Origin of the sequence: Rickettsiella endosymbiont of Aleochara curtula, from assembly GCF_964030935.1 — a bacterium.
GTDB lineage: Bacteria > Pseudomonadota > Gammaproteobacteria > Diplorickettsiales > Diplorickettsiaceae > Aquirickettsiella.
On sequence record NZ_OZ034990.1, the window covers coordinates 849,885 to 865,000 of the forward strand.

At 41.7% G+C, this 15,116-nt stretch carries 11 protein-coding genes and 2 rRNA genes; 2 read left to right on the forward strand and 11 right to left on the reverse strand.

Annotated features, from left to right (window positions below; all coding sequences use genetic code 11):
* Nucleotides 1–4 precede the first annotated feature (4 nt).
* On the reverse strand, nt 5–796 hold the full coding sequence (kdsB, locus tag AAHF87_RS03690; RefSeq protein WP_342147105.1) for a 3-deoxy-manno-octulosonate cytidylyltransferase: 792 nt from the start codon (nt 794–796) through the stop codon (nt 5–7).
* Nucleotides 786–2,771 (reverse strand): acetate--CoA ligase, encoded by a 1,986-nt coding sequence (gene acs, locus AAHF87_RS03695; RefSeq protein WP_342147106.1) that lies wholly within the window; start codon nt 2,769–2,771, stop codon nt 786–788. Before acs ends, kdsB begins: the two co-directional genes overlap by 11 nt.
* Before the next feature lie 131 nt (nt 2,772–2,902).
* On the opposite strand from acs, the gene AAHF87_RS03700 reads away from it, so the two are divergent.
* Nucleotides 2,903–3,070 carry a DUF1328 domain-containing protein gene (locus tag AAHF87_RS03700; RefSeq protein ID WP_342147107.1) on the forward strand — a complete coding sequence of 56 codons (168 nt, stop codon included), beginning with the start codon at nt 2,903–2,905 and terminating at the stop codon, nt 3,068–3,070.
* A gap of 94 nt (nt 3,071–3,164) precedes the next feature.
* On the opposite strand, the gene tgt is transcribed toward AAHF87_RS03700, so the two are convergent.
* Together tgt and AAHF87_RS03710 are read right to left on the reverse strand one after the other, a co-directional pair.
* On the reverse strand, nt 3,165–4,316 hold the full coding sequence (tgt, locus tag AAHF87_RS03705; protein WP_342147108.1) for a tRNA guanosine(34) transglycosylase Tgt: 1,152 nt from the start codon (nt 4,314–4,316) through the stop codon (nt 3,165–3,167).
* A gap of 11 nt (nt 4,317–4,327) precedes the next feature.
* The gene (locus tag AAHF87_RS03710) at nt 4,328–5,053 is read right to left on the reverse strand and encodes an RNA methyltransferase (RefSeq protein WP_342147109.1); all 726 of its coding nucleotides are present in this window, start codon (nt 5,051–5,053) and stop codon (nt 4,328–4,330) included.
* Nucleotides 5,054–5,245: 192 nt separating this feature from the next.
* Between AAHF87_RS03710 and AAHF87_RS03715 the strand changes: the two genes are divergently transcribed.
* On the forward strand, nt 5,246–6,052 hold the full coding sequence (locus tag AAHF87_RS03715) for an inositol monophosphatase family protein (RefSeq protein ID WP_342147111.1): 807 nt from the start codon (nt 5,246–5,248) through the stop codon (nt 6,050–6,052).
* On the opposite strand, the gene AAHF87_RS03720 is transcribed toward AAHF87_RS03715, so the two are convergent.
* From AAHF87_RS03720 to AAHF87_RS03750, 7 genes are all read right to left on the reverse strand, one after another.
* Entirely contained in the window at nt 6,049–6,855 is an 807-nt protein-coding gene (locus AAHF87_RS03720) for a hypothetical protein (RefSeq protein ID WP_342147112.1), read from the reverse strand. The genes AAHF87_RS03715 and AAHF87_RS03720 overlap by 4 nt on opposite strands.
* Before the next feature lie 145 nt (nt 6,856–7,000).
* Nucleotides 7,001–7,915 (reverse strand): protein translocase subunit SecF, encoded by a 915-nt coding sequence (gene secF / locus AAHF87_RS03725; RefSeq protein WP_342147113.1) that lies wholly within the window; start codon nt 7,913–7,915, stop codon nt 7,001–7,003.
* Between the two features lie 18 nt (nt 7,916–7,933).
* Nucleotides 7,934–9,796, reverse strand: a complete 1,863-nt coding sequence (gene secD, locus AAHF87_RS03730) for a protein translocase subunit SecD (RefSeq protein WP_342147114.1) — start codon at nt 9,794–9,796, stop codon at nt 7,934–7,936.
* Nucleotides 9,797–9,803: 7 nt separating this feature from the next.
* Nucleotides 9,804–10,139 carry a preprotein translocase subunit YajC gene (yajC, locus tag AAHF87_RS03735; protein WP_342147115.1) on the reverse strand — a complete coding sequence of 112 codons (336 nt, stop codon included), beginning with the start codon at nt 10,137–10,139 and terminating at the stop codon, nt 9,804–9,806.
* Between the two features lie 86 nt (nt 10,140–10,225).
* The gene (queA, locus tag AAHF87_RS03740) at nt 10,226–11,263 is read right to left on the reverse strand and encodes a tRNA preQ1(34) S-adenosylmethionine ribosyltransferase-isomerase QueA (protein ID WP_342147116.1); all 1,038 of its coding nucleotides are present in this window, start codon (nt 11,261–11,263) and stop codon (nt 10,226–10,228) included.
* 196 nt (nt 11,264–11,459) lie between these two features.
* Nucleotides 11,460–11,575, reverse strand: a 5S ribosomal RNA gene (gene rrf / locus AAHF87_RS03745).
* Nucleotides 11,576–11,801: 226 nt separating this feature from the next.
* Nucleotides 11,802–14,922 (reverse strand): 23S ribosomal RNA (locus tag AAHF87_RS03750).
* Between the last annotated feature and the right edge of the window lie 194 nt (nt 14,923–15,116).

The window sequence follows — 15,116 nt, forward strand, 5'->3', positions numbered from 1 at the left end:
TTTACTACAGGGTTACTAATTCGCCTTCTACGCCTATTAATTTTTCAACTCGCATGACATCTTCTGGACTATCAATAGACGCATGCGTATGTCCTTTATAATCTACTAACACCACTCGTATCGGTTGACCATTTTCCAGTACTCGCAACTGTTCTAGTCCTTCTAATTTTTCTAAGGGGGTCGGCGTTAATGAAACATAAGTTTTTAAGGCCGCGTAACGATATGCATATAAACCAATATGCCGATAAAGCGGCGGTGATTGCATCTTTTCGTCTCTTAAATAGGGAATCATACTTTTAGAAAAATACATGGCATTTAAATCTTTATCACAAACAACCATGGTTCCTCCCACTTCACCTTTTGATTTGGCTTTTTCCATAAGAGAATATTGGTTTCTATCAATTTGCGTTGCCGGCGTGGTTATTTCTAACTGTGGATTAGCGATCATGGCATCAATTAAAGCTTGAATAATCCAAGGCGGAGTTAATACAGCGTCTCCCTGCAGATTTAGAATAATATTCGGCCTATTTTCTAATAATGAAAGCGCAGCAAAACTTCGTTCCGTGCCATTCTTATGTTCTCCGGTCATTAAGACTTTAGCGCCAAAACCCAAAGCATGATTTTGTATCTCGGCATGATCGGTTGCAATATAGACTTCGTCAACGCCCCTGATAGTCTTAGCAATACACCAAACTCGATAGATTAAGCTATGGCCTTTAATCAACTTGAGTGGCTTGCCTGGAAAACGACTGGATTGATAACGTGCTGGAATAACGATGATATTTTTATTCTGCATAATGATTACTTGATTCCCCACTTTGTTGTTCTTGTATTTGCTTAAGCACTGAGAAATCTTCTAAAGTCGATGTATCTTGCTCAATTTGACGGTTCACTGCAATATCTTGCAATAAACGGCGCATGATTTTCCCAGAACGCGTTTTTGGTAAAGCAACCGTAAAAATTAAACGCTTGGGTAATGCCAAGGCACCAATACTATTTCGAACTTGATTCATAATATTTGTTTTTAATTGTGGCGTTGGTTCTTCGGCATCATTAAGTACAACGAAAGCAACGATAGCCTGACCGGTGGTTTTATCCGGAATAGGCACCACCGCGGATTCGGCAACCGCTGGATAACTATCTAAAGCAGCTTCAATTTCCGCAGACCCTAAGCGATGTCCTGACACTTTAATGACGTCATCAGTACGTCCCATAATCCAAATATAACTTTGTGCATCATAATGCGCACTATCACCAGAAAAGTAAGCGTGCGGAACTTTACTCCAATACTGCTCTTCATATCTTTTTGGATCATTCCAAATACCGCGTAACATACTCGGCCAAGGTCGACGGATGACCAACGCCCCGCCTTTTCCTTGCTCTACTCGAAGTCCTGTCGTAGGATCCACTATGTCAACTTCTACACCGGGTAAGGGCTTAGCCACAGAACCGGGCTTCGTAGGTGTTGCTCCAGGAAGTGGTGCAATCATTATTGATCCGGTTTCGGTTTGCCACCACGTATCAACAACCGGGCATCGTTTGTTACCAATTTTTTCAAAATACCAACCCCAAGCTTCTGGATTTAATGGCTCACCTACGCTGCCTAACAATCTTAAACTGGATAAATCTTTTTTGTCTATCCATTCATTACCCCATTTCATAAAAGAACGTATTGCTGTAGGAGCCGTATAAAAAATGCTCACTCGGTAAGTTTCAATTAACTGCCAAAAACGATCCGGCTTGGGCCAGTCGGGCGCTCCTTCATAAATAAGGACTGTTGCGGCATTTAGCAACGGCCCATAAACTACATAAGTATGGCCTGTGATCCAACCCACATCGGCCGTACACCAGTAAACATCTTCTGGTTTTAGATCAAAAACTATCTTGGAAGTATAATAAGCGCCTACCATATAGCCGCCGGTAGAATGAAAAATTCCTTTCGGCACTCCGGTAGAGCCTGAAGTGTAAAGAATAAAAAGCGTATCTTCGCTATCCATCGCTTCCGCAGGACAGTTTTCATTAAGTCCGGCTATCACATCATGCCACCAAACATCCCGATCGGCTTTTAAAGGAATTTCAGCATGCGTGCGTTGATAAATAATCACTTTTTCTACTAACGGACAACTGAGTAAGGCTTCATCCATCACCTGTTTAAGTGGAATGATCTTGCCGCGTCGATAGCCGCCATCCGCAGTAATCACAAATTTAGATTGGGAATCTTGAATGCGTGTGTCTAGCGCTTGTACCGAGTAACCACCAAACACCACATTATGTATGCATCCTAAGCGCGCAGAAGCTAATACGGCAATAACAAGCTCAGGTATTAAAGGCATATACAGCGTGATGCAATCGCCTTTTTTCACACCTAATTTTTTTAAACCATTCGCAAATCGACAAACCGCTTGATGTAATTCCTTATAAGTAAATTGACATTTTTCTTCGGGCTCGCCCTGCCAGATCAACGCAGTTTTTTCTGAATATTGTTCCAGATGTCGATCAAGACAATTATAAGACAGATTAGTTTTACCTCCTTCAAACCATTTTGCATACGGTTCCTGCCAAGTTAATACCTTTTTCCAAGCTTGCATCCAATGTAATTCACCGGCGATGTTAGCCCAAAATTGTTCGGGCTGCTGCATCGAGTAACGATAAATCTCGTCATATTGGGCCATAGACTTGATTGTCGCTTGATCAGAAAACTTTTTTGACGGGGCATAAACCTTGATTGGGTTTAAGACAGTATCTATTGTTTGTGATTCGTTTCTAGACATATTTTATACTCCTGTTGTCAAAACGACCAAAATATGACGACACTTTTCGAAGAATGACTGTCGCCACTTGCGACTACTGGATTCATCAACTAACCTTAAAGCTTAAACCATTTAAATAGAGGAGATGTATTATGTTAGCGTGGGCATTTATCTTTCTAGCTATTGCTATCATTGCTGCCATCGTCGGATACACAGGTGTTTTTGTTGTAGCCGCCGGTATTGCCAAAATACTCTTTTTCATATTCATAGTATTAGCGATTATTGCATTTGTATCGATGTTGTTCCGCAGAAACCGATAAAAAATTACCGCTGGCAATCCATTAGAATAAAATCTTCGCATTTGAATTTTTGTCTGTGTTGCCAAAAATGCAATTGCTACGAGTATATTGTCATTTATTCATCAAAAATAATACGTCGAATTTGTTCACAAACATTGTGCATGATGTGTATGTTATGTATGCATGCCAGCTGGTTATAAAGTGACGATCCTTGCTTAAATAAAAAATGTAAATAGGCGCGGGTGAAATGCCGACAAGTATAGCATAAACACCCTGCTAAAATAGGGTTTTCATCTTTTGCATAAATGGATTTTTTAATCAATATTCTTGATTGATTTTTTTCACTCATAAATTCTAACCAATTCCCCTTTTTGATGATATTCCCGTGATATAGCGCACCATGTCGAGCATTGCGTGTGGGGGCCACACAATCAAATAAATCAATTCCCTTAGCGGCCACATCAATAAGATCTTGCGGATTTAGTCCCACACCCATGGTGTAACGAACTTTATCATCCGGTAGCAAAGGCCGAACCCAATCGATGACTTCTGCAGTTTTTTGCATATCAAAACCAATCACTTCTCCACCGATTGCAATACCATCCAGTTGCGCCGCTAAAATAAATTGCGCACTCAACTCGCGTAGATCCCGAAAACTTCCGCCTTGTATTATTCCAAATAAAGCTTGTGAATGACTATAAATTGCATTTGAAGCGAGATAGGCTTCTTTTGAGGCTAATAACCAACGATGCGTACGCTCCATCGCCGCTAACGCGGCATCTCTGCCACCATTTTCAGGTGTACATTCATCAAACGCCATCATGATATCAGCGCCAATAATTCTTTGCGCCTCAATAGAGCTTTTGGGCGTCAAATGGATTACTTTCCCGCTAATAGAATGTTTAAAATGTGCGCCATCTGCATCAATGCGACAAATTTTGGCGTTTTTCGACAAACTAAATACTTGGAACCCGCCGCTGTCGGTCAACATCGGGCCATCCCAAGCCATTAAACGGTGCATGCCTCCACTGGCGAAAATAACCTCCATACCAGGATTGAGTAACATATGATAAGTATTACCACCTAGAATAATTTGCGAACCTGCATCCATCAGATCATGAGGAGTCATATGATTTACGAAAGCTCGAGTTCCCACGGGCATAAAAGCAGGGGTCAACACGTCCCCATGCGCGGTACTTATTTTGGTGACTCGAGCATGGCAATTCTTGCTCGATTTGATTAATTGACAGTTAAATGAATTATTCATAAAACATCGATTTATGGCTTAAAAGCTAATTTTTTTTCAATAGTGCTTAATATTCCGCGTAAAATTTTCACTTCGGTTTCATCTAATTCGGATCGGCCAAATAAGCGACGTAATCTATCCATGATTTGTTGGCTACGCAGCGGTTTTAAAAATTCAATTTTATTAAGTACGCCCTCTAAATGTTGGTAAAAATATTCTTGTTGTTTGACATCCGCTAACGAAATAGCTTGTTCCTCAGTTTTATTTTCTTGCTGTAAAACGGCCATGCGTAATTCATAACATACAATTTGCACGGCAGCGGCTAAATTTAAGGAACTATAATCGGGATTTGCTGGAATATTAATTTGAAAATGGCATTGTTGTAATTCCTTGTTGGTAAGACCGCATCGTTCGCGCCCAAATACTATAGCTACTTTTTGCTTAGGTTTAATCGCTATTTTCTCAGCCGCCGCTCGAGCAGTTAAAGAAACCCAATTGAGCTCGCGAATACGCGTACTGGTACCAAATACCAAATGACAATCCTGGAGTGCTACCGCTAAATCATCAACGACAACTGCTTCAGCCAACACGTCAATCGCATTACTCGCTCGTACCGAAGCATTTACATGTGGGAAGGCCTTAGGTTCAACCAGATAAAGCTGTCTTAAACCCATGGTTTTCATCGCACGGGCAGTAGCGCCAATATTACCAGGATCACTGGTATCAACGAGGACGATCCGAATTTGTGAAAATGACATGGCTTTACCTGTAAACCTTTCGACTAGCCGCTTTTGTATTCTTTTAAGAGGTCGATCAGTTTAGATTTATATTGTTGTTTAAATACCTGGCTTCCATAGCTTCATATAAAGATATTTTAGAGACATAAGCTATGGTATCATTCTTATACTTTTAAAAATATAGTATTAGTTTTCACTCTATCGCCAATATCCATGCACCCTTTCTTAAATATAGCCGATCGCGCCGCCCGTCTGGCAGGCAAAACTATTTTAGATGGTTTGAACCGCCTAGACCGACTGCGTATGCAACAAAAACAAGACAATCGCGGCGTTGTCACTGAAGTTGATCTAAAAGCGGAAAAAATTATTATCGCTACTATCCAAGATGCCTATCCCAGTCATGGAATACTTGCTGAGGAAAGCGAACCCATCAACGGTGATAGCTATACTTGGATCATTGATCCGCTCGATGGAACCAGTAATTACGTGCATGATTTTCCGCATTTTGCTATTTCGATTGCCATTAAAAACAATGAGAAAAATCGTATCGAACATGCGCTAATCTACGACCCCTTGCGTCAAGAAACCTTTACTGCAACGCGAGGCCAAGGTGCTTATTTAGATAATACGCAACGTTATACGCGTCGTTTACGTGTCAGTACACGTTCCAGTATTCCAGAATCCTTAATAGGAATCTCAATTCCTAGCCGCGGTTTTAACACACTGACTGCTTCTATAAATAAAGAAGCTTTACGCGCCATGATGTCGCAAGCCAGTGGTATACGCAGAACCGGATCGGCAGCATTAGATTTAGCCTACGTTGCCGCCGGACGTTTAGATGCCGCTTTAGAGCTAGAGCTCGCTCCCTGGGATATGGCTGCGGGTGTTTTACTGGTTCAAGAAGCCGGTGGAATAGCCTGTGATATAAAAGGTGGTGAAGATTATTTTACTAGCGGTCATATTTTGGTTGCAAATCCAAAACTTTGCCCATTACTATTACAAGCGATCCGTTCAGTTTAGCCGTGATTGCTTATTTTGGTGTAACGGTTTTTCAGCATATTATTACTCTCATCTTGCATATTAATTTGACTCTGGTTAATTTGAGTCTGATAGCATGGTTTTTGAAAAAAAGAGTGGCTATTTGGCTCAGGCTTCAATCCAAATACTTTCCTTATGATATTCTTAAAAGCTTCCATTATTGATAATTCTCTTTGATTTAAACATTTCTGCAACTCTGAGTGTTTACATTTATATTCAGGCTCTGCAATAACGTGCCGAAACCTTAGCTCGTCATTTTCTTTGATTAAAGTTATATAATGTGATAATTGTGCTTTTATTAGATAACTTCCTTTTTTTGCTACTAAATTATCCTCCTCTTCAGGGTCTCGAATCTGTGTAAATATACACTTTTCTTGAATAGTTAAACGCTGCTTATCAAAACTAATATGCACTTCTTTTTCAGGTTTTTCTGGAATATAGACTTTACTGTTATTCTCAGGCACACTCATTTTTTCTCTTAAAACTGATTCAAACGCATAGAGCAAACCACCCTGATGAAATAACGCATTAGCAAATTTTTGCCAATGCGATAATTGTTCTTCATTGGCTTCTGTAAAGCAGAATTCATTCCATATCATTGATAAGTTTTTTTCTTGAAGGTCACCTTCCTTTTCGACAACAATGTTCATGTCGTTATAAATTTCCTTTAGCGACTTACCATTTATAAAAATAAGCTCAAAATCTCTAGTAAAGTCCTTTTTTACTTGTTCAATATCAGCAACAGAAAATTTAAATTTTGTAATATCATAGGCAAAACTATTCATTTTTTTTCCCGTTACAGGTATCTTTTTATTATTTTTCAGTAAGGTATATATTACCAACGATAACTTAAGTAATTATTCAAAAACTTATAGTTTTTAAAAGACTTAAATATAAGCTCGTTTGAGAATTCTAAAGAAGCATATTGCATTAAGGTCTATCATCGACACTTTTGACGGGGGGTAAGAAATTACGCCGATCAAGACCCAATGCGACTGCGATGGTTCCTGCCACATAAATCGACGAATAAGTTCCTACCACGATTCCTATCACTAAGGCTAAAGCAAAACTATGTATCATCGTTCCGCCAAAAATACAGAGTGAAAGCACGACTAGCAATGTCGTGGCCGACGTCATGATAGTACGCGACAAAGTTTGGTTAATCGATAGATTCACCACTTCTACTGCGGTGCCTTTGCGTAGCTTACGAAAGTTTTCACGAATTCGATCAAAGATAACGATCGTATCATTTAGTGAGTAACCAATCACTGCTAAAATAGCGGCTAAAGCCGTCAAATTGAATTCAATCCCAAATAAAGAAAAAATCCCCAAAATAACAATAGGATCATGAATCAAGGCTATAGCTGCTCCGACGGCAAAACGATATTCAAAACGTAGCGCGATATAAATCATGATGCCTAATAAGGCAATAAAAACAGCAAGCGCACCTTGCGTGGCTAACTCTCGCCCTACTTGTGGGCCTATATATTCAATTTGCTTTAATTGTGCACCTGGTAAAGCTTTTATAATTTGTGCGCTTAAATCATGTTGCGTAGTCTGTTGATGGGATGCCAAACTTATCAATACATCACGTGAAGTTCCATAACTTTGTACTAAGATATCTTTAAATCCTGCTGCCACTAATTGTTTTCTTAATAACGGTATATCTGCAGTGTGATTAAAAGAAACTTGTAATTGACTACCACCGGTAAAATCTAAACCCCAACGTAAACCTTTAGTAATTAAGGCCCCGGTCGAAATAATAACTAATAGCAAAGATAAACCCACCGCCCAGCGACGCAAGCCTAAAAAATTTATATGGGTTTGTTTTTTAAAAAATTCCACAGTTTTTACTCTTTAAAACTAAATACCAATCGGCAAACGTTTTAGAGGACGTCCCCCATAACATGCATTGATCAAGGCTCTGGTTATCATGATCCCGGTTAACATAGAGGTAAGTAATCCTATGGTTAAAGTCACAGCAAATCCTTTGATCGAACCTGTACCAACACCAAATAATATTAATGCGACAATTAAAGTTGTCACGTTGGCATCAATAATTGTGATTAACGCACGATCATAACCCGCATGAATACTCGCCTGTGGTGAAACACCATTGCGTAATTCTTCACGAATACGCTCAAATATTAAGACATTAGCATCAACCGCCATACCGACCGTTAACACGATCCCTGCCATACCAGGTAAAGTTAACGTCATCCCCAACAAAGATAATAAGGCTACTAATAATACTAAATTAAGTGCTAAAGCTATATCTGCAATGACACCAAATACTCCATAATAAATAGCCATAAACACAACCGCCAACATAAATCCTACCACAATAGAGATAATTCCCTTATGGATGTTCTCTGCGCCTAACTGCGGACCTATCGTACGTTGTTCAACTACGTAAATCGGTGCTGGCAAAGCGCCCGCACGTAATAATAAGGATAGGTTTAAGGCCTCTTGTGGATTGGTTAAACCTGTTACCTGAAAATTAGGCGGAAGTGCAGTCTGAATTCTGGCAATACTGATAATTCGTTCCACTTTACGAGGAATATGCGTAATTTTCCCATTCACAACTTTTACAGTGCTTTTAGTTTCTACATACACTATAGCCAGTGGTTTCCCCACATTTTCACCGGTAACTTGATGAAAATAACTTTCTCCACCTCCACCCAAACTAATGCTGACCGCGGATCGTCCCGACTCATCAAAACTAGTTGACGCATCAGTAATCGAATTACCCGTTAAAATAACCTGTTTGTTCAGTAATACTGGTTGATTTTCATATTGATAGAGTTGCGAACCCACAGGTGCAGCGTTATTTGTTTGAGCGAGATGCGGATCATGCAGTGTATCCACTAAACGAAATTCTATGGTCGCTGTCCCACCTAAAATTTGTTGTGCTCGCGCAATATCCTGGACGCCAGGCAAATCAACTAAAATTCGATTACTTCCTTGTTGTTGAACAATCGGTTCAGCAACCCCGAGTTCATTAATTCGATTTCGTAAAGTATTGATAGTTTGGTCTATAGCCAGTTGTCGTAAGCTATTGAGCCCTTGATTTGACCAAACAACAATAAGCTGTTTGGGATTGTCGGTTACTTCGGAAAATTCAAATGCTGGAAACTGTTGTTGCAACAAGTTTTTCGCTTGCGTTAAGCTGCTTGTATCCCTGAATAAAATAGATAATCGTTTTTCGTTTGGCGTTAATTCCATATAACGGATACGCGCTTGTTGAAGATTTTCACTAATATTTTTTGCTAAGCCCTGCATGCGTTGCGCAATAAGATTATTAATATCGACTTCTAAAGCAAAGTGTACACCACCACGTAGATCCAGCCCTAGCTTCATCGGAGATGCACCAATAGCCTGCATCCATCGCGGTGTCGATGACAATAAATTAACCGCTACCGTATAATCATCACCTAATTCAGAAGATAAAATATCTTTGGCTTTAAGCTGAGTATCGGTGTTATTGAATCGCAGTAAAAGCGTTTGCTGATTAAGCTCTTCACTAACAGGAGAAATCTGTACTGCTTTAATCAATGCGTTGACTCTAGCTTGTAAAGCTTCCAAATTCACATGCATTATTGCTGTAGAAGGAGAAATTTGTACGGCGGGCTGCTCTGGAAAAAGATTAGGTGCTGCATAAATAAAGCCAAGTATCAACAGCACCAGTAATAAACTATTTTTCCAGAGAGGATATTTATTGAGCATAAGTGGTTTAAGACTTTATAGTCCCTTTAGGTAAGACACTAGAAACAGCTGCTTTTTGTATATTAATTTCAACGTTTTCTGCAACTTTTAGGCTAAGTAAATCATCATTGAGCCGAGCAATCTTACCGACAATCCCACCGGTAGTCGTCACTTCATCGCCTACCGCTAAGCTGGCCATTAATTGGCGATGTTCTTTTGCGCGCTTCGCTTGTGGCCGCCACAATAACAAGTAAAAAATAACGACAAAGCCTAATAAAATTAAAATTTGAGAATAACCATTCGCTTGAGGGGCTGCAGAAGTAGCGGTTGATTGCGCCAACACATCAGTGATAAAAAAACTCATACTTTTCTCCTGAGGAAATCATATTAAGCCAAGCAATTTACCTGGTTCGCTGCCTATTCGCAAATTTTGTGTGTTGAAAATTCTCTCTAACTAATCCACATGGCATCGCCATAGCTAAAAAATCGATATTCTAGTTTAATAGCCTCGCGATATCCCTGCATAACAGACTCATAGCCTGCAAAGGCACACACTAACATCAACAATGTCGATTGCGGCAAATGAAAATTAGTAATTAGGGCATCGACACAGTTAAATTTAAAACCTGGATAAATAAAAAGGCGCGTATCTCCGGCAAATGCTTTTAATTGGCCATTTACAGCGGCGGTCTCTAAACTCCTAACCGTTGTCGTGCCCACCGCTATAACACGTTTATTTTTTTGCTTAGTAAGGGTTATTTGGTCACAAACAGCTTCTGACACCGTCACATGCTCATTATGCATGCGGTGATCTTCAAAGCGAATGCTACGAATAGGTTGAAAAGTTCCTGCGCCAACATGCAATGTAATATAAGCAATATTGACGCCCTTAGCTTTTAATTGAGCTAACAAATCTTCGTCAAAGTGCAAACCTGCTGTGGGTGCAGCAATTGCACCAGGTGCGGAGGCAAATACAGTTTGATAACGCTCCCAATCAAATAACTCATCCGCTCTTTGTATATAGGGGGGTAATGGAATATGGCCTATTTTATTTAGTAGCTCTAGAATAGAGGGAACTTCCACTAAAAAAATTAATTCAAATATATTTTCCACCCTAGAAGATATTTCTAGACTCACACCATTTTCTAATATTAATTTCGTGCCTAACCTCAAGAGTTTACTTGATTTTAATTGCGCTAAAACCCGTTTTTTATCTAAAATACGCTCAATTAAAATTTCTACTTTGCCACCCGTCGTTTTGTTTGCGAACAAGCGCGCCGGAATAACCTGTGTATTATTTAAAATTAACAAATCACCTGCATTTATAACATTTAATATGTCTTTAAATTTTTTATGTTCAATATCACCTTTACTTTTATTTAAACAAAGTAAACGACTACCAGTACGCTGATTCGATGGGTAGCACGCTATTAGTTTCTCAGGAAGTTCATAAGAGAAGTCTTCCAGTTTATATTGAGCTTGTAACATAAAGTGTAAATAAAAAGACGCTGATTATATACTCTTCGCAATTGTATTTTTGTCAAGGCGCCGCGAAAACGGAGCAACCAGAGTGTATTAATAATACATGAGGATTGCGAGTTGAGTGGCAACACAGACCAAAGTTCAATTGCGAAGAGTATAAAGAAAAAACCCGCGGTTAAGCGGGTTTTTTGGTTACACAGTAGCCTGGCGATGCCCTACTTTCCCATGGGGGAACCCCAAAGTATCATTGGCGCAGAGTAGTTTCACGTCTGAGTTCGGAATGGGATCAGGTGGGACCTACTCGCTAAGGTCGCCAGGCGTTCTTTTAATTTCCGTCATGGCGAGCTCACGTTAGTGAGCGTGGCCATCTAGTTGGATTGCCGCGCGCTACGCGCTCGCAATGACGAGGATTTCTGCCCTCGCATTGACGGAAATAATTCTTAAATAATGCTTATCAAAACAAAAAAATCTGTAAGAAAAATGTTGTGTGGATATGCTTTATTCAGCTCCAAAGTATATTCCAAAGAATAACCAGTTGGATTCTCAAATCAAGCCACACGGTCAATTAGTATGGGTTAGCTCAATACATTGCTGTACTTACACACCCCACCTATCTACGTCGTCGTCTTCAACGGACCTTTAGGAGGAATAAATCCTCGGGAGATCTTATCTTGAGGGAGGCTTCCCGCTTAGATGCTTTCAGCGGTTATCCTGTCGGTACGTAGCTACCCGGCTATGCTTCTGGCGAAACAACCGGACCACCAGCGGTACCTCCACGCCGGTCCTCTCGTACTAGGCGTAGCTCCTCTCAAATCTCCAGCGCCCACGGCAGATAGGGACCGAACTGTCTCACGACGTTCTGAACCCAGCTCGCGTACCACTTTAAATGGCGAACAGCCATACCCTTGGGACCTGCTTCAGCCCCAGGATGTGATGAGCCGACATCGAGGTGCCAAACACCGCCGTCGATATGAACTCTTGGGCGGTATCAGCCTGTTATCCCCGGCGTACCTTTTATTCGTTAAGCGATGGCCCTTCCATTCGGAACCACCGGATCACTATGACCTGCTTTCGCACCTGCTCGACGTGTTTGTCTCGCAGTCAAGCACCCTTGTGCCATTACACGCAATGCGCGATGTCCGACCGCGCTGAGGGTACCTTCGTGCTCCTCCGTTACTCTTTAGGAGGAGACCGCCCCAGTCAAACTACCCACCATACACTGTCCCCAAACCCGTTAAGGGCCCTAGGTTAGAACTTCAACTTTAACAGGGTGGTATTTCACCGGTCGGCTCCACGAATTCTAGCGAACTCGCTTCATCGCCTCCCACCTATTCTACACAGTTAAATTCAAAGTCCAGTGTAAAGCTGTAGTAAAGGTGCACGGGGTCTTTCCGTCTTGCCGCGGGTACGCTGCATCTTCACAGCGATTTCAATTTCACTGAGCCTTGGGTGGAGACAGTGTGGCTGTCGTTACGCCATTCGTGCAGGTCGGAACTTACCCGACAAGGAATTTCGCTACCTTAGGACCGTTATAGTTACGGCCGCCGTTTACCGGGGCTTCGATCCGCAGCTTCACCTGCGCTGACATGACTTTTGATCTTTCTCTTCGAATTATTCTTTTCTCTAATTCAATTTCAAAAGCCATCTCAGCGCAAGTTAACCACTTCAATTAACCTTCCGGCACCGGGCAGGCGTCACACCCTATACTTCCTCTTTCGAGTTCGCAGAGTGCTGTGTTTTTGGTAAACAGTCGCAACCACCTGATTATTTCAACCTCCCTCAGCTTTTGGGGTAAACCCAATCACCAAAAAAGGTGCACCTTCTCCCGAAGTTACGGTGCCAATTTGCCTAGTTCCTTCACCCAAGTTGTCTCATCGCCTTAGTATTCTCTACCTGTCCACCTGTGTCGGTTTGCGGTACGGTTCCTATAGACCTGAAGTTTAGAGAGTTTTCCTGGAAGCAGGGCATCAATTACTTCATCGTTAACCGAGGTTAACAACTCGTCATCACGCCTCGAGATTAACGAACCTCCGGATTTTCCTAGAGATTCTCTCTACACGTTTAAACCGGAACTACCAGTCTCCGGCTAACCTAGCCTTCTTCGTCCTCCCATCACAGTCTATAAAAGTACAGGAATTTTAACCTGTTTCCCATCGACTACGCGTTTCCGCCTCGCCTTAGGGGCCGACTCACCCTGCGTCGATTACCGTTGCGCAGGAATCCTGGGACTTTCGGCGTGCGGGGTTTTCACCCGCATTATCGTTACTCATGTCAGCATTCGCACTTCGGATACCTCCAGCAACCTTTACAAGTCACCTTCAACGGCTTACCGAACGCTCCTCTACCACATCATTAATTCGTAAATCAATGACATTCACTGCTTCAGTATTAGGTTTGAGCCCCGTTCATTCTTCCGCGCAGACCGATTCGACCAGTGAGCTATTACGCTTTCTTTAAAGGATGGCTGCTTCTAAGCCAACCTCCTGGCTGTTTAAACCTTTCCACTACGTTTCACACTTAACCTAACTTTTGGGACTTTAGCAGGTGATCTGGGTTGTTTCCCTTTTCACGACGGACGTTAGCACCCGCCGTGTGTCTCCCGTGCATCACGTCCTAGGTATTCGAAGTTTGCATCGGCTCAGTAAGTCGGGATGACCCCCTTACCGAAACAGTGCTCTACCCCCTAGTCGTTAACACGAGGCGCTACCTCAATAGCTTTCGAGGAGAACCAGCTATCTCCGAGCTTGTTTAGCCTTTCACTCCTAGCCACACCTCATCCCCATCTTTTGCAACAGATGTGGGTTCGGGCCTCCACTTAGTGTTACCCAAGCTTCACCCTGGACATGGCTAGCTCGCTCGGTTTCGGGTCGACTCCTAGCGACTCAACGCCCTATTCAGACTCGGTTTCCCTTCGCCTACCCTATTCGGTTAAGCTTGCCACTAAAAGTCACTCGCTGACCCATTATACAAAAGGTACGCAGTCACTCCGCACTTTAATTACTCTGTGTACTATCTAAGACAATAATCTTTAATTTTGTTTTTTATTATTATCCTAATAGTCTTCTTTATTTTTCAGTTTCATATCTCTATTAACTGGTCTACAAAGTAATTTAAGTGCGGAGCTCCTACTGCTTGTACGCAGACGGTTTCAGGTTCTATTTCACTCCCCTCACCGGGGTTCTTTTCGCCTTTCCCTCACGGTACTGGTTCACTATCGGTCAGTCGAGAGTATTTAGCCTTGGAGGATGGTCCCCCCATCTTCAAACAGGATTTCTCGTGTCCCGCCCTACTTGTTTTCACGTTTAGTCTCATTAACAGATTTTCGCCGACGGGGCTTTCACCCTCTATGGCAGGCCTTTCCAGACCTTTTGGCTAACCTATTAACTAGCTCGTGAAGGCTCTTCCACGTTCGCTCGCCGCTACTTGCAGAATCTCATTTGATTTCTTTTCCTCGAGGTACTTAGATGTTTCAGTTCCCTCGGTTCGCTTTGTTAACCTATGTATTCAGTTAACAATGACCTATATAAAATAGATCGGGTTTCCCCATTCAGATATCTCCGGATCAAAGCTTGTTTGCCAGCTCCCCGAAGCTTTTCGCAGGCTTCCACGTCTTTCGTCGCCTTCGACTGCCAAGGCATTCACCTTCTGCGCTTCATTACTTGATCTGAGAACCCAACTCGTTACTCTTATCGGTGAACAATCTTCGTCTTTTAATTTATTTTTTCGTTGGACTTACTTTTCGAATGCTCATGTACTTTCCAGTACACTGCGCTTCTCAAAGCGCGCCCGCCTCGAACTAAATTAAAATACTTGATTTTCTAGATCAGCTTTTATTTCACTTTTTTAAGAGAAACATAAA

Bases quoted from the DNA above. Each gene is read 5' to 3' on its own strand.
- queA (WP_342147116.1), bottom strand. From the start codon at position 11,263: ATGTTACAAGCTCAATATAAACTGGAAGACTTCTCTTATGAACTTCCT.
- AAHF87_RS03700 (WP_342147107.1), top strand. From the start codon at position 2,903: ATGTTAGCGTGGGCATTTATCTTTCTAGCTATTGCTATCATTGCTGCC.
- tgt (WP_342147108.1), bottom strand. From the start codon at position 4,316: ATGAATAATTCATTTAACTGTCAATTAATCAAATCGAGCAAGAATTGC.
- AAHF87_RS03710 (WP_342147109.1), bottom strand. From the start codon at position 5,053: ATGTCATTTTCACAAATTCGGATCGTCCTCGTTGATACCAGTGATCCT.
- AAHF87_RS03715 (WP_342147111.1), top strand. From the start codon at position 5,246: ATGCACCCTTTCTTAAATATAGCCGATCGCGCCGCCCGTCTGGCAGGC.
- acs (WP_342147106.1), bottom strand. From the start codon at position 2,771: ATGTCTAGAAACGAATCACAAACAATAGATACTGTCTTAAACCCAATC.
- AAHF87_RS03720 (WP_342147112.1), bottom strand. From the start codon at position 6,855: ATGAATAGTTTTGCCTATGATATTACAAAATTTAAATTTTCTGTTGCT.
- secD (WP_342147114.1), bottom strand. From the start codon at position 9,796: ATGCTCAATAAATATCCTCTCTGGAAAAATAGTTTATTACTGGTGCTG.
- yajC (WP_342147115.1), bottom strand. From the start codon at position 10,139: ATGAGTTTTTTTATCACTGATGTGTTGGCGCAATCAACCGCTACTTCT.
- kdsB (WP_342147105.1), bottom strand. From the start codon at position 796: ATGCAGAATAAAAATATCATCGTTATTCCAGCACGTTATCAATCCAGT.